The organism is Streptomyces callyspongiae (genome assembly GCF_047200695.1).
In the GTDB taxonomy this organism is placed as follows: domain Bacteria; phylum Actinomycetota; class Actinomycetes; order Streptomycetales; family Streptomycetaceae; genus Streptomyces.
In genome coordinates this window covers 188,474-208,965 of sequence record NZ_JBJZOM010000009.1, presented here as the reverse complement: position 1 = coordinate 208,965, position 20,492 = coordinate 188,474, and the positions used below count along the sequence as shown (strand labels likewise).

The window sequence follows — 20,492 nt, the reverse complement described above, 5'->3', positions numbered from 1 at the left end:
CTAGGGCTGCCGGTCACCGTCGACGAGACGCCCCAGAATCAGCGCAATACGCAGAGTAAACGCTGAGCGTACATCCGACGGCGACCATCCGGTGACGTCCGTCACGCGTCGCAGCCGGTAGCGGACGGTGTTGGGGTGCACGAAGAGCATCCGGGCCGCCCCTTCGAGGCTGCTTGCCTGTTCCAGGTAGACGCTCAGCGTTTCCAGCAGCGCCGAGCCCGCCTCCTCCAGTGGCCTGTAGATCTCCTCCACCAGAAGTTCACGTGCCACGGGGTCCTCGGCCATCGCGCGTTCCGGCAGCAGGTCGTCCGCCAGGACCGGCCGCGGTGCGTCGGGCCAGGCGGCGCACGCCCGCAGCCCGGCGGCTGCGGCCTGGGCCGACCTGGTCGCCGACAGCAGGTCCCCCACGACGTGCCCGGCCACCACCGGCCCCGAGGCGTACGGCCCGATCAGCGCCTTCGCGGCCCGCAGCGGGTCGTCACAGCCGCCGGCGATGACCACCAGCCGGTCGCCCAGAACTCCCGTCAGCACCTGGAGCTTCGCCTGCCGCGCCGCGCGCCGGATGGCCTCCACCGTCAGCTCGCTGTCCCCGTCGGGCGCCGCCCCCAGCACCACGCAGACGGAGTCGGGCGAGTTCCACCCCAGGGCAGCAGCCCGGGACACCGCGCCCTCGTCCGCCTCGCCGGACAGAACGGCGTTGACCACCAGGGATTCCAGCCGCGCGTCCCAGGCGCCCCGCGCCTCGGCCGCCTGGGCGTAGACCTGCGCGGTGGCGAACGCGATCTCCCGGGCGTACACGAGCAGCGCCTCGCGCAGCACCGCCTCGTCACCGGGCGCCGCGACCTCGTCGATCGCCGCCTCGACGACCTCGATCGTGGTCCGGACGAGCTCCACCGTCTGCCGGAGCGTGATGGCCCGGGTCAGCTCGCGGGGAGCCGTCCCGAACACGTCGGTGCTGATCGCCTGCGGGGTCTCCGGGTGCCGGAACCATTCGGTGAACGCGGCGATGCCGGCCTGGGCCACCAGGCCGATCCACGAGCGGTTCTCCGGCGACATGGCGCGGTACCACGGCAGCTGCTCGTCCATGCGGGCGAGGGCGGCCGACGCCAGCTTGCCGGACGACTGCTGCAGCCTCCGCAGGGTGGCCGCGTGCGGATGTTCGGCGGGCGGCGTCGCGGAGCCGCCGGAGGGACTTTCGTCGGATTCCGTGGATTCTGGCACGGAACAAGCCTGCCTCATCCCTCGCGGCCCGCGGGTGCGGGGGCGTCTACGGTGGTTCCCATGCTCGAGGTATGGCGCGGTGGGAGCCGCTACCGCGGGGGCGATCCGGCGGCCGGGGTCGCGACGCGGCACGCCTTCTCCTTCTCCGGTTCCTACGACCCCGACAACGTGCGCTTCGGTCTCCTCGTCGCCTGCAACGAGGAGCAGTTGGCGCCCGGCGCGGGCTTCGACCTGCACCCGCACCGGGACCTGGAGATCGTCACCTGGGTGGTGTCCGGTGAACTGGAGCACCGCGACTCCGAGGGCCACACGGCCCGGGTGCGCCCGGGCGACCTGCAGCGACTCGGGGCCGGCGCGGGCATCCGTCACATCGAACGCAATCCCGGCGACGAGCCGCTGCGCTTCGTGCAGATGTGGCTCGTCCCGGGCACGTTCGGCGGCGAGCCGGTGTACGAGGTGGTGCGCGGCATCGCGGACGCCACGCCGTTCGCGATACCCGGCACGGACGCGGTGCTCCACGTCCGGCGTCTCGGGGAGGCGGAGGTCACGGCGGTCCCGGACGCCGCCTGGGTGTACGTCCATGTGGTGCGCGGGACGGTCCGAGTCGACGCGCACCGGCTGTCCGCCGGTGACGCCGCGCGGATCACCGGTGCCGACGGCCTCGCCGCCACCGCGGAACGGGACACCGAACTCCTGGTCTGGGAGATGCACGCCGAGCCGGTGTACGGCTGATCCCGCCCGCCGGAGCGTCGCTTCCTGCACGTTAGGCTGCGGAGCATGGACAGTGCGCTCCGGAAGATCGACGACTGGCCCGTGCCCACCGCGTCCGCCGCCGTGGTGAGGGCGGACGGTGCCGTCCTCGGGACGTACGGCGCGACCGGGCGCCGTTTTCCGCTCGCCTCCGTCACGAAGCCGCTGGCGGCATACGCGGTGCTCGTCGCAGTGGAGGAGGGTGCGGTCGAGCTGGGCGAGCCCGCCGGCCCCGAAGGGGCGACCCTGCGGCACCTGCTTGCGCACACCTCCGGCCTCGCCTTCGACGAGGACCGCGTGATGGCCTCGCCCGGCGACCGCCGCATCTACTCCAACGCCGGGTTCGAGGCCCTCGGCGACCATCTCGCCAAGGCCACCGACATTCCGTTCGCCGAATATCTGCGGCAGGCGGTGCTCTCACCGCTCGGCATGTCCGCCACCGACCTGTCGGGCTCGCCCGCCAAGGACGCCGTCTCCACGGTGGAGGACCTGACCCGGTTCGCCGCCGAGCTGCAGCGTCCGAGGCTGCTGGCGGCGCAGACGGTCCGCGAGGCGACCGAGGTCGTCCATCCCGGCCTGAGGGGCGTGCTGCCGGGCTTCGGGAACCAGGTCCCCAACGACTGGGGCCTCGGCTTCGAGATCCGCGACGGAAAGTCGCCCCACTGGACGGGCTCGCGCTCCTCGGCGCGGACGTTCGGCCATTTCGGCCAGTCCGGGACGTTCCTGTGGGTCGACCCGGTGGCCGGCGCCGCCTGTACGGTGCTGACCGACCGCGACTTCGGACCGTGGGCCGTGGAGGCGTGGCCGGCCTTCACCGATGCGGTCCTGGCCGCCCTCTGACGGCGGGAGGGCTCAGAGCTCCGCCAGCAGCTGGGCCTTCTTGCCGGAGAACTCGTCGTCGGTGAGGAGGCCCGCCTCGTACAGTTCGCCGAGGTGACGTATCCGGTCGGCGATGTCTGCCGGATCCGGGCGTTCCCGGTCGCCGGGCGGTGCGGCCGGGGCCGCCGTCACCGGGACGGGCTCCGCGGCCTGGACAGCGGCGCGCACGGCGGCCGCGAACGGCAGGGACTCGTGCACCGGCCCGTACCCGAGGCCGAACACCACGGCGGCCGGGTCCTGGTCCACCTCCACCCCGGGGAAGGCGCGCAGGGCGGCGGGGTCGGCACCGCGCGGGATCAGCCGCAGATGCCCCTTGAAGACCTCGGGGGAGCGCCACTCGACGCCCGCGAGCTCGCCGACGGCGAACGTCTGGTCGCCGGACTTCCACTTGGCGGAGGAGGCGCCGGTCCGGAACCAGCGGAAGGTGATCTCCTTCCCGTCGAAGGCGGCCTTCCCGTCGTAGGCCTTGAACGACAGCGGTGGCTCGGGTGCGTGGACCAGGTGGCCCGGGGCGGGCTCTGCCGCGTCCGGGCCGAGCTGGGACCGCATTTCGTGGACGAAGTAGTCGGCCAGGAGTTCCCGGTCGGCGGGGAGGACCAGACGGTAGGGGTCGCAGGTCTCCTTGAGCTGCCCGTCGGCGGCCTCCATCAGGGGGTCGGAGCCGGGTCGGGGCACGGCCCGCACCACGATGGTGCCCCGCCGTCCCCCGGGTGCCAGTTCGACACGGCTCAGTGCCTCGTAGGGGATGCGCCGTTCGCCGAGGACCTGCAGGAGTTTCGGCGTACGCAGTCCCCGCTCGTAGCGTACGAGCACGGAGTCGGACTCGAACTGCCAGGTCGAGTGGATTCCCGCCAGCACGTCACCCATGCGGCTCATCGTATGCGCGGACCGCTCGCGCGTCCCCCGGAGCCCGGCGGTGGCCCCTCGGCCGGTGCCGGCGGAAGGCTCCAGTCGTCGCTCAGGGCGGGGGCCATCAGATCCAGATAGGCCTCGGTGGTGCGCCGTGCCGCCTCCACCGTGGTGTCCCCGCTCTCGCCCCAGCGGCGGCCGGCGGCCCGCATCACCCCGGAGAACGAGGCCGTGAGCACCCGGGGCCGGGGGTCCGAGGGCGGGAGGTTCTCGCGCCGGGCGAAGACCTCCGCGAGCCGCTCCTCCATCTCGGTGGAACGCCGCATGTGGACCGCCAGCAGCGCGGGAGTCGTCTCGATCACCTGCCACATGTGCATGTACAGGCTGATCGGGACTACCTCGGCGATGGCCTCGCCGATGCTGTCCCAGGTCGAGTCGAGCGCATTGCGCAGGGCGCGCAGCGGAGCCTCGTGCCCGGGGCGTTCGAGGACCGCCTCGTAGAAGCGCGACTCGGTCTCGTCCTGCAGGGCGAACGCCACCTCCTCCTTGCTGGAGAAGTACCGGAAGAAGGTGCGCTGCGAGACGTCGACGGCCTCTGCGATGCGATCGACGGTGGTGTCGTCGTATCCCTGCGCGACCACGAGTTCGTGCGCCGCCCGGATCAGAGCGTCCCGGGTGCGCTGCTTCTTGCGCTCCCGCAGTCCGGTCACTTTCGGCCACCTCCGTCTCGATCGGCGCGTTCACCCTACCGGCGGAAAATCGCCGACCACAGGTCGGTGAACGGCGATGTCGTACGGCAGCGGCTGCCAGGTTCCGGAGGAGCTCCTGTGGACGGTACGGCTCCTGTGGACAATGCGGCCACCTGTACCGGTGAACTCCGCCGTCGGCTCTTGGATTCGGCACCCCGGGAGGCCAGCCTGGACCACACCACCGCGCGGAGAGTGCGCGGAAGACGACGGAGAGTGATTCACATGTCCGCATCGGGCGCCGCCCGTACCGTCCGCACCGCTCGTACCGTTCGCACCGCGGCCCTCACCGCGACGGCGCTCTGTCTGGGCACCGCCGCTGTCGTGCCCGGAGCCCGGCCTGCCGAGGCGGCGGACCGCAGCGCCGCCCGTACGGCACTGGGCGACTGCGGGGCAGGGCACCTGTGCCTCTGGGACGGTCAGGAGTTCACCGGCGAGCGGCTGACCTACGAGCTGGCGGGCGCCGACATCGAGAGCTGCGAGCCTCTGCCGACCGGATTCACCGCGGATGCCTACGCCAACCGCACCGGCCGGCCCGTCACGCTCTACCAGAGTGCGGAGTGCGCCACGACGGGTGAGTTCAGCACACACCCCTCGGGGACCTGGACGCCCAGATCCGCCTACCAGGTCCGTGCCTTCAAGCTCTGGGAGCGATGACGGCTTCCCGGCCCCGGAGAGCCGGCCCCGGAGAGCCGGCCCCGGGAACCTCGTCCGGCGCTCGTCAGGCGTCCCCGCCGGCGGCACCCGGATCGGCGGCCGCCACATCGAGAAGTTGGTAGCGGTCCAGGGCTTGCTTGAGGGCGGATCGGTCCACCCGGCCCTCCCGGGCGAGTTCGGTGAGTACGGCCAGCACGATCGACTGCGCGTCGATGTGGAAGAAGCGCCGCGCCGCGCCGCGCGTGTCGGCGAAGCCGAAACCGTCGGCCCCGAGGGACTGGTACGCCCCGGGGACCCAGCGGGCGATCTGGTCCGGAACGCCGCGTTCCCAGTCCGACACCGCGACCTTCGGGCCGTCGGCGCCTTGCAGCTTCCGCGTCACGTACGGCACGCGCTGCTCCTCCTCCGGGTGCAGCAGGTTGTGCCGCTCGACCTCCACCGCCTCCCGGCGCAGCTGGTTCCAGGACGTCGCCGACCACACGCTCGCCCGCACGTCCCACTCCTCGGCGAGGATCCGCTGCGCCTCCAGGGCCCAGGGGAGGGCCACCCCGGAGGCGAGGATCTGCGCCGGGTGGGTGCCCTGCTCGCCCTCGCGATACCGGTACAGGCCCTTGAGGATTCCGTCGACGTCGACGTTCTCGGGCTCCGCGGGCTGCTGGATCGGCTCGTTGTAGACGGTCAGGTAGTAGAAGACGTCCTCACTGTCCTCGCCGTACATGCGGCGCAGACCGTCCTTGACGATGTGGGCGATCTCGAAGCCGAACGCCGGGTCGTAGGCGACGCAGGCCGGGTTCGTGGCCGCCAGCAGCATCGAGTGGCCGTCCGCGTGCTGCGTGCCCTCGCCCGTCAGCGTCGTGCGACCGGCGGTCGCCCCCAGGACGAAGCCCCGCGCCATCTGGTCGGCCATCTGCCAGAACTGGTCGCCGGTGCGCTGGAAGCCGAACATCGAGTAGAAGACGTACACCGGGATCAGCGGTTCGCCGTGTGTGGCGTAGGCCGAGCCGGCCGCAATCAGCGAGGCGGTGCAGCCCGCCTCGGTGATGCCGTCGTGCAGCAGCTGCCCGGTGGGGGATTCCTTGTAGGCCAGCAGCAGCTCGCGGTCCACGGCCTCGTACGTCTGCCCCAGCGGGTTGTAGATCTTCGCCGAGGGGAAGAAGGAGTCCATGCCGAACGTGCGGTACTCGTCGGGCGCGATCAGCACGAAGCGCCTGCCGATCGCCTTGTCCCGCATGAGGTCCTTCAGCAGGCGCACGAAGGCCATCGTCGTGGCGACCTGCTGCGACCCCGAGCCCTTCCTGACCGTCGCGTAGGACGAGTCGTCCGGGAGGGCCAGCGGCTCCGCCCGCACCACCCGGGTCGGCACATAGCCGCCGCACTCCCTGCGGCGGTCGTGCATGTACTGGATCTCCTCCGAGTCCCGCCCCGGGTGGTAGTACGGCGGCAGGCCGGACTCCAGTTCGCTGTCGGGGATCGGCAGGTGCAGCCGGTCGCGGAAGTGCTTCAGGTCGTCGACCGTCAGCTTCTTCATCTGGTGGGTGGCGTTCCGGCCTTCGAAGTTGGGGCCGAGCGTCCAGCCCTTGACCGTCTGCGCCAGGATCACCGTCGGCTGGCCCTTGTGCTCCTTGGCCGCCTTGTACGCCGCGTAGACCTTGCGGTGGTCGTGGCCGCCGCGCCCCAGATGGAGGATGCGATCGTCCGACATGCCCTCGACCATGGCCCGGAGGCGCTGGTCCCCGCCGAAGAAGTGCTCCCGGATGTAGCTGCCGGACTCGGTCGCGTACGTCTGGAACTGGCCGTCCGGCGTGCTGTTGAGCTTGTTCACCAGCACACCGTCGCGGTCCTGGGCGAGCAGCGGGTCCCAGGAGCGGTCCCAGACCAGCTTGATCACGTTCCAGCCGGCGCCGCGGAAGGCGGACTCCAGCTCCTGGATGATCTTCCCGTTTCCGCGCACCGGCCCGTCCAGCCGCTGCAGGTTGCAGTTGACCACGAAGGTCAGGTTGTCCAGGCCCTCGCGGGCGGCGATGGACAGCTGGCCGAGGGACTCCGGCTCGTCCATCTCGCCGTCGCCGAGGAAGGCCCAGACGTGGGAGTCGGAGGTGTCGGCGATGCCGCGGGCCTGCATGTAGCGGTTCATCCGCGCCTGGTAGATCGCACTGATCGGGCCGAGCCCCATGGAGACCGTCGGGAATTCCCAGAAGTCCGGCATCATCCGCGGATGCGGGTAGCTGGACAGCCCGTTCGGCGATTTCGACTTCTCCTGTCGGAAGCCGTCCAGCTGCGTCTCGGTCAGCCGGTCCAGCAGGAACGCGCGGGCGTAGATGCCGGGGGAGGCGTGCCCCTGGAAGAAGATCTGGTCGCCGCCGCGGCCGTCGTCCTTGCCGCGGAAGAAGTGGTTGAAGCCGACGTCGTACAGCGACGCCGAGGAGGCGAAGGTGGCGATGTGCCCTCCCACGCCGATCCCGGGCCGCTGCGCCCGGGAGACCATGACGGCCGCGTTCCATCGGGTCGCATTGAGGATCTTGCGCTCGATCTCCTCGTTGCCGGGGAAGAAGGGCTCGTCCTTGGTCGCGATGGTGTTGACGTAGTCCGTGCTCCGCATCTCCGGGACGGCGACGCGCTGGTCACCCGCCCGTTCGATGAGGCGGAGCATGAGGTAGCGGGCGCGTTCCCGGCCGCGCTCGTCGACGGCTGCGTCGAGCGAGTCGAGCCATTCCTGGGTCTCCTCCGGATCGAAATCCGGGACCTGGCTGGGAAGGCCGCCAATGATGATCGGGGTGCGATCGGGTCCGGAAGCCACGCTTGTCCTTCGCTGTTCGGTCTCGGTCTTCCTGCTCGGCCCGGGCTGAGCAGGCCGAACGCTCTCCTGCGGCCCATGCCGCATCCATCGTGTACCGCGGTCGGGCGTACGTCACCCCTACCGTCGGGTAACCGCCCGGTCGGAGCGCCGGCCGGCCGCTCCGCGCTCCGCCGCGGCCGAAATCCCACCCTACGCCCGGGGAGCCCCTCCGGGGCTCGGTGTGGTGCGAACCGCGGCGGATCGTGCATTGTGGGAGGAGAAGTCGATGTTTGTGCGGGACGGCGGGCCGGGTACTTGCGCGATCCGTCCAGCCCGTGTGGACTACCCCAAAGCCTTGCTCACAGGTGAGGCGCAACCCTTGTACCGGAACATGACAGGAGGCAATCCGTGAGCGCGACCGCGGACCACGCGGAGGAGCGGACCAACCCCGCCGCAAGGCTGGGTTTCCAGCCCGGGATGGTGGTCCAGGAGCTCGGCTACGACGACGACGCCGAGCAGGCACTCCGTGAGGGAATCGAGGCCATCACGGGCACCGAACTCGTCGACGAGGACCACGACGACGTTGCTGACGCCGTGGTGCTGTGGTTCCGCGAGGAGGACGGTGATCTGACGGACGCGCTCGTGGACGCCACCACGATGATCGACGAGGGCGCTCCTGTCTGGCTGCTGACGCCGAAGACCGGCCGTACCGGCTACGTCGAGGCCAGCGACATCGGAGAGGCCGCACAGACCGCCGGGCTCGCCCAGACGGGCAACGTCAACGCCGGTACCGACTGGACCGGCTCCCGTCTGATGACCCCCAAGGCCGCGAAGTCCGGCAAGCGCTGACCGGCACGCGCCGAGAAGCGCAGGGACCAGCCGTCGAAGTACCCCGGTCCGCCCCGAGCGGGTCGGCGGACACCGCGCGTCCCCGGCAGTCCAGGCTGCCGGGGACGCGCGCTGCCCGCATGCGTAGGCTGGGCGGGTCACGCACCGCTACCGAGGAGTTCGCAGCATGCAGCCTGTCGAGGTCGGCACCAAGGCCCCCGAGATCACCTGCAAGAACCAGCACGGCGAGACCGTCACGCTGTCGGAGTTCAAGGGCCGCAAGAACGTGGTCCTGCTCTTCTACCCCTTCGCCTTCACGGGCGTGTGCACGGGTGAGCTGTGCGCCCTGCGCGACGAGCTGCCCCGGTTCTCCGGCGAGGACGTCCAGCTGCTGGCGGTCTCGTGCGACTCGCCGTTCTCGCTCCGGGTATTCGCCGAGCAGGAGGGGCTGGAGTACCCGCTCCTCTCGGACTTCTGGCCGCACGGCGAGGCCGCTCGGGCCTACGGTGTCTTCGACGAGGACAAGGGTTGCGCCGTGCGCGGCACCTTCATCATCGACAAGGAGGGCGTGGTCCGCTGGACGGTCGTCAACGGGCTGCCCGACGCCCGTGACCTGAACGACTACGCCAAGGCGCTGGAAGCCCTCTGAGTGAACCCGGGGCGCCCGGGGAACCGCTCACCGGGATCCACTCGTTGAGCCACCGGCATCCCTTTCACGTCACGGGGGCACGCCGTGCTCCTCACGGACACATCTGCAGGAGGCATCGTGGGAGTCAGTCTCGCCAAGGGCGGCAACGTCTCTCTGACCAAGGAGGCCCCCAACCTGACCGCTGTCGTGGTCGGGCTGGGCTGGGACGCCCGTACCACCACCGGAAGCGACTTCGACCTCGACGCCAGCGCCCTGCTGGCGGGCAGCGAGGGCAAGGTCACCAACGACCGCAACTTCGTCTTCTTCAACAACCTCACGAGCCCCGACGGTTCCGTGCAGCACCTCGGGGACAACCTCACCGGTGAGGGCGAGGGCGACGACGAGGTCATCAAGGTCAATCTGGCGGCCGTGCCGTCCGAGGTGGAGAAAATCGTCTTCCCGGTTTCCATCTACGAGGCGGAGGCGCGTCAGCAGAGCTTCGGCCAGGTACGGAACGCCTTCATCCGCATCGTCAACCAGGCCGACAACAACGAGCTCGCCCGCTACGACCTGAGCGAGGACGCCTCCACCGAGACCGCGATGGTCTTCGGTGAGCTGTACCGGCACGGGGCGGAGTGGAAGTTCCGCGCGGTCGGCCAGGGCTACGCCTCGGGGCTTCGCGGTATCGCCCAGGACTTCGGGGTGAACGTCTGACGCGGAGGTCGGCATCCCGCCCGATCCCGGCAGGACGCGGCGCTGCGGGCTTCCCGGATGGGGAAGTGTGCAGCGCCGCTTCCGTGCCGCAGACTCGGTGCCGTCACAACGGCTGGCCTCCGTGGCCGGGATGCGGTCCCGGGCGGCGGGGCACCAACGCGGAGAGGACGGCAGACATGGGCGTCACGCTCGCCAAGGGAGGCAACGTCTCCTTGTCCAAGGCCGCACCGAACCTCACCAGGGTTCGGGTGGGGCTGGGATGGAAGGCTCGGTCCACGACCGGCGCCGCCTTCGACCTGGACGCCAGCGCGCTTCTCTGCGCGGGCGGTCGCGTGCTCGGTGACGAGTACTTCGTCTTCTACAACAACCTCACGAGTCCCGACGGGTCCGTCGAGCACACCGGGGACGAACTGGTCGGCGGCACCGGGAGCGACGACGACGAGACGGTGCTGGTCGACCTCCCGCAGGTGCCGGCGCAGGTCGACCGTATCGTCTTCGCCGTCTCCATCCACGATGCCGAGAGCCGCAACCAGGCTTTCGGGCAGGTCACAGATGCCTACATCCGTGTGGTCAACCAGGAGGACGGACAGGAACTCGCCCGTTACGACCTCACCGAGGACGCCTCCACCGAAACCGCGATGATCTTCGGTGAGCTGTACCGGCACGGCGGGGAGTGGAAATTCCGTGCAGTCGGCCAGGGGTACGCGTCGGGCCTGCGGGGCATCGCCCTAGACTTCGGAGTCAACGTTTCGTAAAGAGTCCGGTCTGCGGGCCCCGCGCGACGAGAGAGATTGGGTAGCCAGTGCTTCTGAAAACCTTCGGCTGGTCCTTCGGCGTCACCGCCGCGGGTCTCGCCCTGGCCGCAGTTCTGTGGGGCCCGGAAGGCTTCGCCGTGGTGGCGATCCTCTCCGTCCTCGAGATCTCGCTGTCCTTCGACAATGCGGTCGTCAACGCCGGCGTCCTCAAGAGGATGAACGCCTTCTGGCAGAAGATCTTCCTCACCATCGGCGTCCTGATCGCCGTCTTCGGCATGCGGCTGCTGTTCCCCGTCGTCATCGTCGCGATCAGCGCCGGCGTCGGCCCGGTGGAGGCTGTCGACCTCGCCCTCGCCGAGCCGGACCGGTACGAGCAGCTCGTCACCGACGCCCACCCCGCCATCGCCGCGTTCGGTGGGATGTTCCTCCTCATGATCTTCCTGACGTTCCTGTTCGAGGAGCGTGAGCACACCTGGTTCTCGTGGCTGGAACGCCCGCTGGCCAAGCTGGGCAAGGTCGACATGCTGTCCGTCACCGTGGCGCTGGCCGTCCTGATGCTCTCCGCACTGTTCCTCGCCGTGCACGCGCACCAGTACGACGGCCACGCCGACAAGACGTCCACGGTGCTGATGGCGGGTGTCGCCGGCCTCCTCACCTTCCTCGTCGTCCACGGCCTCTCCAACCACTTCGAGGAGCGCATCGAGGAAGAGGAGGAACGCGAGGAGGAGGAAGAGGAAGCGGCGCGCAGGGCCGGCAAGTCCCCCACCATGGTGGGCCTGGCGGGCAAGGCCGCCTTCTTCATGTTCCTCTACCTCGAGGTGCTGGACGCGTCCTTCTCCTTCGACGGCGTGATCGGCGCCTTCGCCATCACCAACCACATCTTCTGGATGGCGCTCGGCCTCGGCATCGGCGCGATGTACGTCCGGTCCCTCACGGTCTACCTCGTCCGGCAGGGCACCCTCGACGACTACGTGTACCTGGAGCACGGCGCGCACTACGCCATCGGCGTGCTCGCCTTCATCCTGCTCGTCACCATCCGCTACCAGATCTCCGAGGTGATCACCGGCCTCGCCGGTGTCGCCCTGATCGCGCTGTCGTTCTGGTCCTCGGTCCGGCACAACCGGGCACTCCAGGAACGCGACGGCGGGGAGGGAGAACCGGAGGAGCGGTCCTCGGTCTCTTCCGGAGTGTGAGACGGACGGGGTGATGCCCCGTCAGGGGTGTCAGCATCCCCCGTATGCGGAACGCTGACAGGTGGGGCGGCACCGAGCCGGACTCGGCGCCGTCCCACCTCGTCACAGTCGGTGCGGAACGTGGGGGTGGGGCCGGATGGTCTCCCTGTGGGAGAACTGGCGGCAGGGCATGGGCAGGTGGCCGAAATTCGACACCGTCGGCGGCCCCTCCACGTACGCCGTGGAACTCACCCGGCGCCACCCGGTGGTGTCCCTCACCAAGCAGGGCGCGGACAGCGGCAGCCTCCAGGTCAACCTCTCCTGGCAGATGCACACCTCCGACCTGACGACGAAGCGCCGCGGCGGTTCGCTGCGGCATCCCCTGCGGGCCATCAAGCCCGACGACGTGCAGGCGCACACTCGCGGCGTCGTCAGCGTGGACCTCGATCTGGCCTGCCTCTACGAGCTGACCGACGGCAGCAGAGGCGTCGTCCAGCCGCTGGGCAGCCTCTTCGGCGACTTCCAGGGACCGCCGTACGTCAAGCTCACCGGCGACGACCGGTTCGGTGCGCCCTCGGGCGAGTCGATCTACGTCAACCTGGACCACGCCGCCGACATTCGCCGGCTGCTGTTCTTCGTCTACATCTACGACGACACCCCGGCCTTCGCTCGGGCGAAGGGCCTGCTGACGATCATCCCCAGCAACGGCTCGCACATCGAGATCGGCCTCGACGAGCGCGCACCGCAGGCGCGTTCCGTCGCTGCCGTGCTGCTGCAGCACGAGAAGGACGAACTCGTCCTCCGCCGCGAGGTCCGCTACGTCTACGGCTTCCAGTCCGAACTCGACCGGCTCTACGGCTGGGGCCTCCACTGGGGCCGGGGCTACAAGAAGGACCGCGTCTGACCGGCGGCCCCGCCCTCGCCGGGCGGGGCCGCCGGTGGCGAGGACTCAGCGGTGCAGGAACTGCGGGCCCTGCGGCGGGAGCGTGAACGCCGGGTCCGGCTGCTGCGGATACCCGTACGCGGGCTGCGGATAGCCGTAGGCGGGCTGCGTGCTCGGCGGGTGCTGCGGCGGTTGAGGAAAACCGTAGGGCGCTGTCGCCTGGTCGTCCGGAGCGGCGAATGCGGCACCGGCCGGGTCCGGCTGCGGCTCCGGGCCGGGCGGTTCCGGCACGGGGCCGGGCGGCACCGGACCCGGCCCGGGACCGGGCTCGGGCTGCGGATGCGGCTCCGGCCGCGGCTCCGGGACCGGAGAGGGCTCCGGGAAGTCCGGCTCGGCGGGGGGTTCGGGAACCGTGGCGTCGCCCGGCAGCGAGGCGCCCGCGTCGCCCGCATCGCCGGCGGCCTCCTCGTCCACGGAGATGCCGTACTCCGCCGCCAGCCCGACCAGGCCTGTGTCGTAGCCCTGGCCCAGCGCCCGGAACTTCCAGACCTCTCCCCGCCGGTACAGCTCGCCGCAGATGATGGCGCTCTCCGAACCCGTCTCCGGCTCCACCTCGAAGACCGCCAGAACCGTCCCGGCGGCGGCGTCCCGCACCTCCAGGCACAGGCCGGCGACCTGCGCGAAGGTGCCGCCGTCGGCCGACGCCACCAGCAGCACCCGGTGCGCCGAGTCCTCCAGCAGGCCCAGATCCGCCTGCACCGCATCCGTGAGGCCCTGCTCGTCGCGCTCCTTCGACAGGTGGCACACCGAGCCCGACGGGTGCCGCGGTTGGTTGTAGAACACGAAATCGTCGTCGGAACGCACCCGGCCGTTGTCCCCGACGACCAGCGCGGACGCGTCCACATCCGGGACGCCGTCGGCGGGCTCCGCCCAGCGCAGCACGGCGTGCACGGCGGACGCCTCCAGTGGGACGTTGGAACCCTTCAGCATCGCGTGCGTCATACGCTCAATCCTGCCTTCCCGCACGACCCCCGTACAACGCGGGTGGCCCTGCCGGCCCCGGGCGTAACCTGCTTTTCACCTCTCCCGGGAACTCCGGGCCCCCTCCCGAACGTACGATGAGCGGCCGGATCACACCGTTTTCGACGGGCGGCCGACCGGCACGACAACGGGGAGGCGGTTCTTCATGCGGCACTTCGGGCATCTGACGCCCGACACCAGGGCAGAGTTGTTCCACCGCCCACCAGCAGAGTTCGACCTCCGATCGCCGCAACGCCTCCTCGGCACGGCACTCGGAGCGACCCTCTACAGCCCCGCCACCCGCCCCCGGCTCGCCGCCGACATCCTCAAGCAGGCGCGGCGCGGCGTCGTCTCCATGGTGCTGTGCCTGGAGGACTCCATCGACGACGCCGACGTCGCCCGGGCCGAGACCAATCTCGTCGAGCAGATCGCCGCCCTGCCCCGAGGGGCGGAGGCCGACGAACTGCCGCTCCTCTTCGTCAGAGTGCGCACCCCGGAGCAGATCGGCGACCTCGTCGCCAGGATGGGCGACAGCGCCGCCGCTCTGGCCGGCTTCGTCCTGCCGAAGTTCACCGAAGAGACCGGCCTGCCCTTCCTGGAGGCCGCCGCCCGAGCCGAAGCAGCCTGCGGGCGGCCCCTGTTCACCATGCCGGTGCTGGAATCCCCCGAACTCCTCCACCTGGAGACCCGGACCGAGACCCTCACCGGCATCGCCCGCGCCGTCGACAAGTTCCGCAACCGCGTCCTCGCCCTGCGCCTGGGCGTCACCGACTTCTGCTCCGGCTACGGACTGCGCCGCACACCCGAGATGACGGCCTACGACGTGCAGCTCGTCGCCTCCGTCATCGGGGACGTCGTCAACGTCCTCGGCCGCGCCGACGGCACCGGATTCACCGTCACAGGGCCCGTCTGGGAGTACTTCCGCCTGCAGGAACGTATGTTCAAACCGCAGCTCCGTCGCAGTCCGTTCCTCAGCGGCCGCGCCGAGGAACTGCGCACCGACCTCATCGAGCACGACATGGACGGCCTGCTGCGCGAGATCGAACTCGACCGCGCCAACGGACTCCTCGGCAAGACCTGCATCCACCCCTCGCACGTCGCGCCCGTGCACGCCCTCTCGGTCGTCTCCCACGAGGAGTACAGCGACGCCCGCGACATCCTCCGCCCCGAGTCCTGCGGCGGTGGGGTGCTGCGCTCGGCCTACACCAACAAGATGAACGAAGTGAAACCGCACCGCGCCTGGGCCGAACGCACCCTGCTGCGTGCCGAAGCCTTCGGCGTCGCCCACGAGGGCGTCGGATTCGTGGAACTGCTCGCGGCAGGCGTCAAGGAAACGACGGAGTGACACAGCACGTGGACGATCTGAAGGAACAGCCCACCCCCTCCACCGCAACGACCGGCAGCACCGGGGACACCGTGTGGCCCGGCAGCCGCGTCGCCCGCGACCTGGGTGTCGAACTCACAGGCGACGTCCGCCGTCTGGTCGGCCTCGCCCTGCGCCGCAACCCCAAACGCGCACACCTGCTCGTCTCGCAGGTCCTGGGCAAGCACGTGCCGCAGCGCCCCCACCTCGTCCACGAAGCCGGCCTCGCCCTCGGACGCCGGGTCCGCGCACTCCTCACCGGTACCACCGCCCCGTCCACCGCCCCCCACCAGGACTTGCTGCCCGCGGGCACGACCGTCCTCGGGTACGCCGAGACCGCGACCGGCCTCGGCCACGCCGTCGCCGACGGCCTCGGCCCCGTGCCCTACCTGCACTCCACCCGCCGCGCCGTGCCGGGCGCCGCCGCCGCGGGCACCTTCGAGGAATCCCACAGCCACGCCACCGGACACCTCCTCCTCCCCGAGGACCCCGCCCTCCTCGCCGCCCGCGGCCCCCTCGTCCTCGTCGACGACGAGTTCTCCACCGGCAACACCGTCCGGAACACCATCCGCGCCCTCCACACCCGGCACCCGCGGCAGCGCTACGTCGTCGTCGCCCTCGTCGACGTCCGCTCCGCCGAGGACCGCGCATCCCTCGACACCTTCGCCGCCGACCTCGGCACCACCGTCGACGTCGTCGCCCTCGCCTCCGGAGCCGTCCACCTCCCCGCCGACGTACTGGAACGCGGCCGCGCCCTCGTCGCCCGCCACGAAGCAGACGCCCCACCCCCACCCGCGCCCACCGGCGACAGGGCCCGCACGGAGCCCTCCGCACACCGCGTCGACCTCGACTGGCCGACCGGCGTCCCCGACGGCGGCCGCCACGGCTTCCTCCCCACCCACCGGGACCGGCTCGACGCGGCCCTGCCCTCCATGGCCGCCCGCCTCCACACCGCCCTGCACCGTGCCGGGACCCTGCCCGAGCCTCCCTCCGCACCACCGGCCGGGCGCCGCATCCTCGTCCTCGGCACCGAGGAACTCATGTACGCCCCGATGCGGCTCGCCGGCGCCCTGCAGGACCGCCTCGGCCCCGACACCGACGTCCGGTTCTCCACCACCACCCGCTCACCGGTCCTCCCCCTCGACGACCCCGCCTACGCGATCCGCACCCGGCTCACCTTCCCCGCCCACGACGACCCCACCGACGGGCCCGGCGAGCGCTACGCCTACAACATCGACCCCGGAACCGACCCGGCACGCCGCTTCGACGCCGTCGTCGTCGTCACCGACACCCCCGGCGACACCCCGGCACTCCACGCCCCGGACGGTCTCCTCGCCCGCCTCGCCCCTCACACCGACGCCGTGCTCCTCACCGTCGTCCCCTCCCGCACGCCCCTGCCCCCGCCGCTCCGCGGCCCGGACTTCTCCTCCTACGCCCCCGGCGACGTCGCATGGCTGCTCCAGGACCTCTCCGACGTCCCGCTGGAAGCCCCCACGGAGGAACGCGAGGAAGCCATCCAGCGCGGCGGCGCCCACTACGCCGAATCGCTGCCCGTCGAGTACCAGCCGAGCCCGGAATACCAACGCCTCTTCCACAGCGCCCTGGACACCTCGGCAGCCCGCATCGCCCGCGCGGTCGGCGCCGTCACCGAGACCGTCCTCGCCGAACGCGGCAAGGACGCCGTCCTCGCCTCACTGGCCCGCGCCGGCACCCCCGTCGGCGTCCTCATGCGCCGCTGGGCCCAGCACGTGCACGGCCTCGACCTGCCGCACTACACGCTCTCCATCGTCCGCGGCCGCGGCATCGACACCAACGCGCTGCGCTTTCTGGCCACGCACCACGAACCGTCCGCCGTCGTCTTCGTCGACGGCTGGACCGGCAAGGGCGCCATCACCCGCGAACTCGCCGAAGCCCTCAGTCCGTTCCCGGCGTTCGACCCCGAGATCGCAGTCCTCGCCGACCCCGGCGGCTGCGTCCGCACCCACGGCACCCGCGAGGACTTCCTCATCCCCTCCGCCTGCCTCAACTCCACCGTCTCCGGCCTCGTCTCCCGCACCGTCCTCCGCCACGACCTCGTCGGCCCGCACGACTACCACGGAGCCAAGCACTACCGGGAACTCGCCGACGCCGACCTCTCCCGCCACTTCGTCGACACCGTCGCCGCCCGCTTCGACGACGTCCGCCACGCAGCGGCCGCCGACGCCCGCCGTCTGACCGCCGCCACCGACCGCGCCCCCACCTGGACCGGATGGCGTGCCGTCGAACGCATCAGCCGGGAGTACGGCATCGGAAACGTGAACCTCGTCAAACCCGGCGTCGGTGAAACCACCCGCGTCCTGCTCCGCCGCGTCCCCTGGCGCATCCTCGCCCGCCGCGGCGCCGGCGCCGACCTCGACCACGTCCGACTGCTCGCCGAACAGCGCGGCGTCCCCGTAGAGGAGACCGACGACCTGCCCTACACCTGCGTCGGACTCATCCACCCCCGCTACACCCGCGGCGCCACCGGAGCCGACGGAAAGGCCGCCACATGACCCCGCCGACCACGCTCTTCGCCAGCGACCTCGACCGCACCCTCGTCTACTCCGCCGCGGCCCTCGCCCTGGACGTCCCCGACCACGAGGCGCCCCGCCTGCTCTGCGTCGAGACCTACCAGCAGCGCCCGCTGTCCTATGTCACCGAAACCGCGGCCCGACTGCTGCCGCAGGTCGCCGAAGCCACCGTCTTCGTCCCCACCACCACCCGCACCCGCGAGCAGTACCGGCGCATCCGGCTGCCCGGCCCGCCCGCCCGCTACGCCGTGTGCGCCAACGGCGGACACCTGCTCGTCGACGGCGAGACCGACCCGCACTGGCACGCCCGCGTGCACCGCACCCTCGCCGACTGCGCCCCGCTCACCGAGATCCAGGCCCACCTGCGACGCACCGCCGACCCGGCCTGGCTGCTCAAGGAACGGACGGCCGAGGACCTCTTCGCCTACCTCGTCGTCGACCGCGACGCCCTCCCCGACACCTGGGTCAAGGACCTCGCCGGCTGGGCGGCACCGCGCGGCTGGAACGTTTCCCTGCAAGGACGCAAGATCTACGCCGTGCCGGGCCCGCTCACCAAGAGCGCCGCCGTCGCCGAGATCGCGCGACGCACCGGTACCGACCGCACCCTCGCCGCCGGAGACTCCCTGCTCGACGCCGACCTGCTGGAACACGCCGACACCGGCTGGCGCCCCGGCCACGGCGAACTCGCCGACACCGGATGGGACGCCCCGCACATCACCGCACTCCCGGAACACGGCGTCGCCGCCGGGGAGCGCCTGCTGCACGAAGCGCTCCGCACCGCACAGCAACCATGAGCACCGGGCGCGGCGCCATCCGCCGCGCCCGGAACCCGTCGCGGGAGCGTCAGCCGCAGCACCCGCCGCCGCAGCAACCGCCGCCCCCGCCACCACCGGCAGGAGCGGTCGCCGTACCGCCGACCGCGACCGTCGACAGCAGCTTCACCGTGTCCCCGTGCCCCTCGGGGCAGGGGGCCGGCGCGTCGGACTCGGCCATCGGACGACGAAGCTCATACGTCGCACCGCACTCGCGGCACCGGTACTCGTAACGTGGCATACCCCGCAGCATAGACCGGAACGGCCCACGGAGCCGGGGCGCCGATCAGCCGCCCGCCCGGTCCCGCCGGATCCGGCCCACCACCTCCTGCACCGTCTCCCGCACGGCATCCAGCTCCGTCACGAAACGCCAGTAGTCCGGATGCCGGCCCGTCAACCCCGCCACCGCGTCGTCCACCCGCTGCACCGACCGGTCCAGCGGCTCCGCGTGCCGCGGATCCGGCGTACTGCGCCCCGCCATCGCCAGCCGCTGCGCATCCCGGATCGCGAACCGGACCTTCTCCACCTCCGCCGAATGGTCGACGCTCACCTCGTTCAGCCGCTGCAGCCGCTCACCCGCGGCCTTCACCGCCTCATCGGTGGTGTTCAGCAGCGCCCGCACCGTCGCCAGCAGCGATGTCGCCTCCACCCAGCGCTGCGCGTCCCGCGCCTGCTGCGCCTCCCGCAGCTTCTCCTCGGCCTGCCGCACCGTCCGCACCGCCTGCTGCGGCACCTCCTGCAGGTCCTGCCAGCACGCCGCGCTGAACCGGCGCCGCAGCTCGCTCAGCACCGGCTCGACCTTGCCGGCACGCGTGTCGAGCGCCTGCGCCCGGGTGCGCAGCGACGACAGCCGACGGTCCGTCTCCGCCGCACGCTCCGGCAGCCGCTCCGCCTCGCCCCGGATCGCCTCGGCCTCCCGCACCACCCGGTCCGCGCGCTCCAACGTCTCCGGCAGACCGTGGCGGCCCGCGCCCTCGTTCAGCTTGGTCAGCTCCGGCGACAGGGCGGCCAGTCGCGCGGCGAGATCGTCCGCCTGCAGGCCCGCCGTCCGGGCATTCTCCAGCGCCGTGGTGGCCTGCAGCAGCCCCTGCCGTGCCCGCTCCACCGCGGGCGCCAGCCGGGCGAGCTGCGTCTCGGCCCGGTCGAGCAGCGGCCCCAGGCGCTCCCGGAAGCGTTCCAGCTCCGTCCTGCTCTGCTCCAGCTCGCGCCGTGCCTGCTCCAGGTCGGCCCGCGCGCGGTCGGCCGTCCCGGCGTCGAGATCGTCCCGATCCAGGTCGTGGGCGTCGACCGCGGTGATGTAGCGGTGACTCACCTGGTCGATCCGCGTCCCCAACTCGGCGAAGTCCGCCGCCACCTGCCGCCCCTGGGGCGAGTCGTCGACGGCATTGATCGTCTCGACGGAGATCCGCAGGTCGCGCTGCGCGCTGTCCAGCTCGTAGAAGGCCTCTGCAGCGGCATCCTTGGCGGCCTGCGCGTCGGCCCGCTTGTTCTCCGTCCGGCCGCTTCCCCATCCCCACCGGCGGGTGCCGCCGCTCGTTGTCACGTCTGCCCTCTCCCCGTCGCCGCCATCAGTGGATCGCCCGCCCATTCTCCCACCCGGCTGCCAGGCCCAGCGGGCCGCGGTTGCTCCGCGGACGAGAGGGCAGGGTAGTCTGTTTGCTCACCCCAGTCCGGGCGCATAGCTCAGCGGTAGAGCGCTGCCCTTACAAGGCAGATGTCACAGGTTCGATCCCTGTTGCGCCCACACTTCGCACCAGCCCCGACCGGCACGAAAGTGCAGGTCGGGGCTGGTTCTGTGTGGGTGGGGGAGTGGCTTCATCCCGATCGGTGTGGGGTTTGCCGGGGCCTTCGGCGGTTCGTGTTGGTGACCCCGTCTTCCAAGAATCTCCC

At 71.3% G+C, this 20,492-nt stretch carries 19 protein-coding genes and 1 tRNA gene; 13 read left to right on the top strand and 7 right to left on the bottom strand.

All coding sequences use genetic code 11. The annotated features are described in order from the left end of the window. Entirely contained in the window at positions 1 to 1,239 is a 1,239-nt protein-coding gene (locus ACL06G_RS11375; RefSeq protein ID WP_412786868.1) for a PucR family transcriptional regulator, read from the bottom strand. Between the two features lie 42 nt (positions 1,240 to 1,281). On the opposite strand from ACL06G_RS11375, the gene ACL06G_RS11370 reads away from it, so the two are divergent. Both ACL06G_RS11370 and ACL06G_RS11365 read left to right on the top strand, forming a co-directional pair. Beyond that, the gene (locus ACL06G_RS11370) at positions 1,282 to 1,953 is read left to right on the top strand and encodes a pirin family protein (protein WP_412786867.1); all 672 of its coding nucleotides are present in this window, start codon (positions 1,282 to 1,284) and stop codon (positions 1,951 to 1,953) included. Positions 1,954 to 1,998: 45 nt separating this feature from the next. Next, the gene (locus ACL06G_RS11365; protein ID WP_412835823.1) at positions 1,999 to 2,811 is read left to right on the top strand and encodes a serine hydrolase domain-containing protein; all 813 of its coding nucleotides are present in this window, start codon (positions 1,999 to 2,001) and stop codon (positions 2,809 to 2,811) included. A gap of 12 nt (positions 2,812 to 2,823) precedes the next feature. Here ACL06G_RS11365 and ACL06G_RS11360 read toward each other — a convergent pair whose 3' ends face one another. Together ACL06G_RS11360 and ACL06G_RS11355 are read right to left on the bottom strand one after the other, a co-directional pair. Continuing rightward, on the bottom strand, positions 2,824 to 3,717 hold the full coding sequence (locus ACL06G_RS11360; RefSeq protein WP_412835822.1) for a DUF4429 domain-containing protein: 894 nt from the start codon (positions 3,715 to 3,717) through the stop codon (positions 2,824 to 2,826). Between the two features lie 5 nt (positions 3,718 to 3,722). Then, on the bottom strand, positions 3,723 to 4,409 hold the full coding sequence (locus ACL06G_RS11355; RefSeq protein WP_412786864.1) for a TetR/AcrR family transcriptional regulator: 687 nt from the start codon (positions 4,407 to 4,409) through the stop codon (positions 3,723 to 3,725). Between the two features lie 261 nt (positions 4,410 to 4,670). On the opposite strand from ACL06G_RS11355, the gene ACL06G_RS11350 reads away from it, so the two are divergent. Continuing rightward, positions 4,671 to 5,102 (top strand): peptidase inhibitor family I36 protein, encoded by a 432-nt coding sequence (locus ACL06G_RS11350; protein ID WP_412835821.1) that lies wholly within the window; start codon positions 4,671 to 4,673, stop codon positions 5,100 to 5,102. A gap of 64 nt (positions 5,103 to 5,166) precedes the next feature. On the opposite strand, the gene aceE is transcribed toward ACL06G_RS11350, so the two are convergent. After that, positions 5,167 to 7,899: a pyruvate dehydrogenase (acetyl-transferring), homodimeric type gene (aceE, locus tag ACL06G_RS11345; protein WP_412786863.1), complete on the bottom strand. Its 2,733-nt coding sequence runs from the start codon at positions 7,897 to 7,899 to the stop codon at positions 5,167 to 5,169. Positions 7,900 to 8,286: 387 nt separating this feature from the next. On the opposite strand from aceE, the gene ACL06G_RS11340 reads away from it, so the two are divergent. The 6 genes from ACL06G_RS11340 to ACL06G_RS11315 all read left to right on the top strand — a co-directional run bounded on the left by ACL06G_RS11340 (position 8,287) and on the right by ACL06G_RS11315 (position 12,879). Continuing rightward, a complete protein-coding gene (locus ACL06G_RS11340) occupies positions 8,287 to 8,727 on the top strand; it encodes a DUF3052 domain-containing protein (protein ID WP_412786862.1) in 441 nt (146 codons plus the stop codon). 166 nt (positions 8,728 to 8,893) lie between these two features. Further along, the gene (locus tag ACL06G_RS11335) at positions 8,894 to 9,355 is read left to right on the top strand and encodes a peroxiredoxin (RefSeq protein ID WP_412786861.1); all 462 of its coding nucleotides are present in this window, start codon (positions 8,894 to 8,896) and stop codon (positions 9,353 to 9,355) included. Between the two features lie 117 nt (positions 9,356 to 9,472). Next, positions 9,473 to 10,048 carry a TerD family protein gene (locus ACL06G_RS11330; protein WP_412786860.1) on the top strand — a complete coding sequence of 192 codons (576 nt, stop codon included), beginning with the start codon at positions 9,473 to 9,475 and terminating at the stop codon, positions 10,046 to 10,048. A gap of 176 nt (positions 10,049 to 10,224) precedes the next feature. After that, on the top strand, positions 10,225 to 10,803 hold the full coding sequence (locus ACL06G_RS11325; protein WP_412835820.1) for a TerD family protein: 579 nt from the start codon (positions 10,225 to 10,227) through the stop codon (positions 10,801 to 10,803). Positions 10,804 to 10,850: 47 nt separating this feature from the next. Beyond that, positions 10,851 to 11,996, top strand: a complete 1,146-nt coding sequence (locus ACL06G_RS11320) for a DUF475 domain-containing protein (protein WP_412786858.1) — start codon at positions 10,851 to 10,853, stop codon at positions 11,994 to 11,996. Positions 11,997 to 12,132: 136 nt separating this feature from the next. Continuing rightward, positions 12,133 to 12,879, top strand: a complete 747-nt coding sequence (locus tag ACL06G_RS11315; RefSeq protein WP_412835819.1) for a Tellurium resistance — start codon at positions 12,133 to 12,135, stop codon at positions 12,877 to 12,879. A gap of 45 nt (positions 12,880 to 12,924) precedes the next feature. Here the strand turns inward: ACL06G_RS11315 and ACL06G_RS11310 are convergent, their stop codons facing one another. Beyond that, positions 12,925 to 13,860 carry a TerD family protein gene (locus ACL06G_RS11310; RefSeq protein WP_412835818.1) on the bottom strand — a complete coding sequence of 312 codons (936 nt, stop codon included), beginning with the start codon at positions 13,858 to 13,860 and terminating at the stop codon, positions 12,925 to 12,927. Between the two features lie 184 nt (positions 13,861 to 14,044). Here ACL06G_RS11310 and ACL06G_RS11305 point away from each other — a divergent pair, with 184 nt between their 5' ends. Genes ACL06G_RS11305 through ACL06G_RS11295 form a run of 3 tightly spaced genes read left to right on the top strand, consistent with a single transcriptional unit; the run spans position 14,045 to position 18,584 of the window. Beyond that, entirely contained in the window at positions 14,045 to 15,223 is a 1,179-nt protein-coding gene (locus ACL06G_RS11305) for an HpcH/HpaI aldolase/citrate lyase family protein (protein ID WP_412786855.1), read from the top strand. A gap of 17 nt (positions 15,224 to 15,240) precedes the next feature. Continuing rightward, positions 15,241 to 17,772, top strand: a complete 2,532-nt coding sequence (locus tag ACL06G_RS11300; RefSeq protein ID WP_412835833.1) for a phosphoribosyltransferase — start codon at positions 15,241 to 15,243, stop codon at positions 17,770 to 17,772. Beyond that, positions 17,769 to 18,584 (top strand): HAD family hydrolase, encoded by an 816-nt coding sequence (locus ACL06G_RS11295; RefSeq protein ID WP_412786854.1) that lies wholly within the window; start codon positions 17,769 to 17,771, stop codon positions 18,582 to 18,584. Before ACL06G_RS11300 ends, ACL06G_RS11295 begins: the two co-directional genes overlap by 4 nt. Positions 18,585 to 18,633: 49 nt before the next feature. Here the strand turns inward: ACL06G_RS11295 and ACL06G_RS11290 are convergent, their stop codons facing one another. Next, entirely contained in the window at positions 18,634 to 18,843 is a 210-nt protein-coding gene (locus ACL06G_RS11290; protein ID WP_412786853.1) for an FmdB family zinc ribbon protein, read from the bottom strand. Positions 18,844 to 18,888: 45 nt separating this feature from the next. After that, positions 18,889 to 20,190, bottom strand: a complete 1,302-nt coding sequence (locus ACL06G_RS11285; RefSeq protein WP_412835817.1) for a coiled-coil domain-containing protein — start codon at positions 20,188 to 20,190, stop codon at positions 18,889 to 18,891. Between the two features lie 84 nt (positions 20,191 to 20,274). On the opposite strand from ACL06G_RS11285, the gene ACL06G_RS11280 reads away from it, so the two are divergent. After that, a tRNA-Val gene (locus tag ACL06G_RS11280) sits at positions 20,275 to 20,346 on the top strand. Positions 20,347 to 20,492 lie beyond the last annotated feature (146 nt).

Excerpts from the sequence above, each read along its gene's own strand:
- ACL06G_RS11375 (WP_412786868.1), bottom strand. The coding sequence starts at position 1,239 with ATGAGGCAGGCTTGTTCCGTGCCAGAATCCACGGAATCCGACGAAAGT.
- ACL06G_RS11290 (WP_412786853.1), bottom strand. The coding sequence starts at position 18,843 with ATGCCACGTTACGAGTACCGGTGCCGCGAGTGCGGTGCGACGTATGAG.
- ACL06G_RS11365 (WP_412835823.1), top strand. The coding sequence starts at position 1,999 with ATGGACAGTGCGCTCCGGAAGATCGACGACTGGCCCGTGCCCACCGCG.
- ACL06G_RS11350 (WP_412835821.1), top strand. The coding sequence starts at position 4,671 with ATGTCCGCATCGGGCGCCGCCCGTACCGTCCGCACCGCTCGTACCGTT.
- ACL06G_RS11295 (WP_412786854.1), top strand. The coding sequence starts at position 17,769 with ATGACCCCGCCGACCACGCTCTTCGCCAGCGACCTCGACCGCACCCTC.
- ACL06G_RS11360 (WP_412835822.1), bottom strand. The coding sequence starts at position 3,717 with ATGGGTGACGTGCTGGCGGGAATCCACTCGACCTGGCAGTTCGAGTCC.
- ACL06G_RS11310 (WP_412835818.1), bottom strand. The coding sequence starts at position 13,860 with ATGACGCACGCGATGCTGAAGGGTTCCAACGTCCCACTGGAGGCGTCC.
- ACL06G_RS11370 (WP_412786867.1), top strand. The coding sequence starts at position 1,282 with ATGCTCGAGGTATGGCGCGGTGGGAGCCGCTACCGCGGGGGCGATCCG.
- ACL06G_RS11315 (WP_412835819.1), top strand. The coding sequence starts at position 12,133 with ATGGTCTCCCTGTGGGAGAACTGGCGGCAGGGCATGGGCAGGTGGCCG.
- ACL06G_RS11335 (WP_412786861.1), top strand. The coding sequence starts at position 8,894 with ATGCAGCCTGTCGAGGTCGGCACCAAGGCCCCCGAGATCACCTGCAAG.
- ACL06G_RS11305 (WP_412786855.1), top strand. The coding sequence starts at position 14,045 with ATGCGGCACTTCGGGCATCTGACGCCCGACACCAGGGCAGAGTTGTTC.
- ACL06G_RS11285 (WP_412835817.1), bottom strand. The coding sequence starts at position 20,190 with ATGGGCGGGCGATCCACTGATGGCGGCGACGGGGAGAGGGCAGACGTG.
- ACL06G_RS11325 (WP_412835820.1), top strand. The coding sequence starts at position 10,225 with ATGGGCGTCACGCTCGCCAAGGGAGGCAACGTCTCCTTGTCCAAGGCC.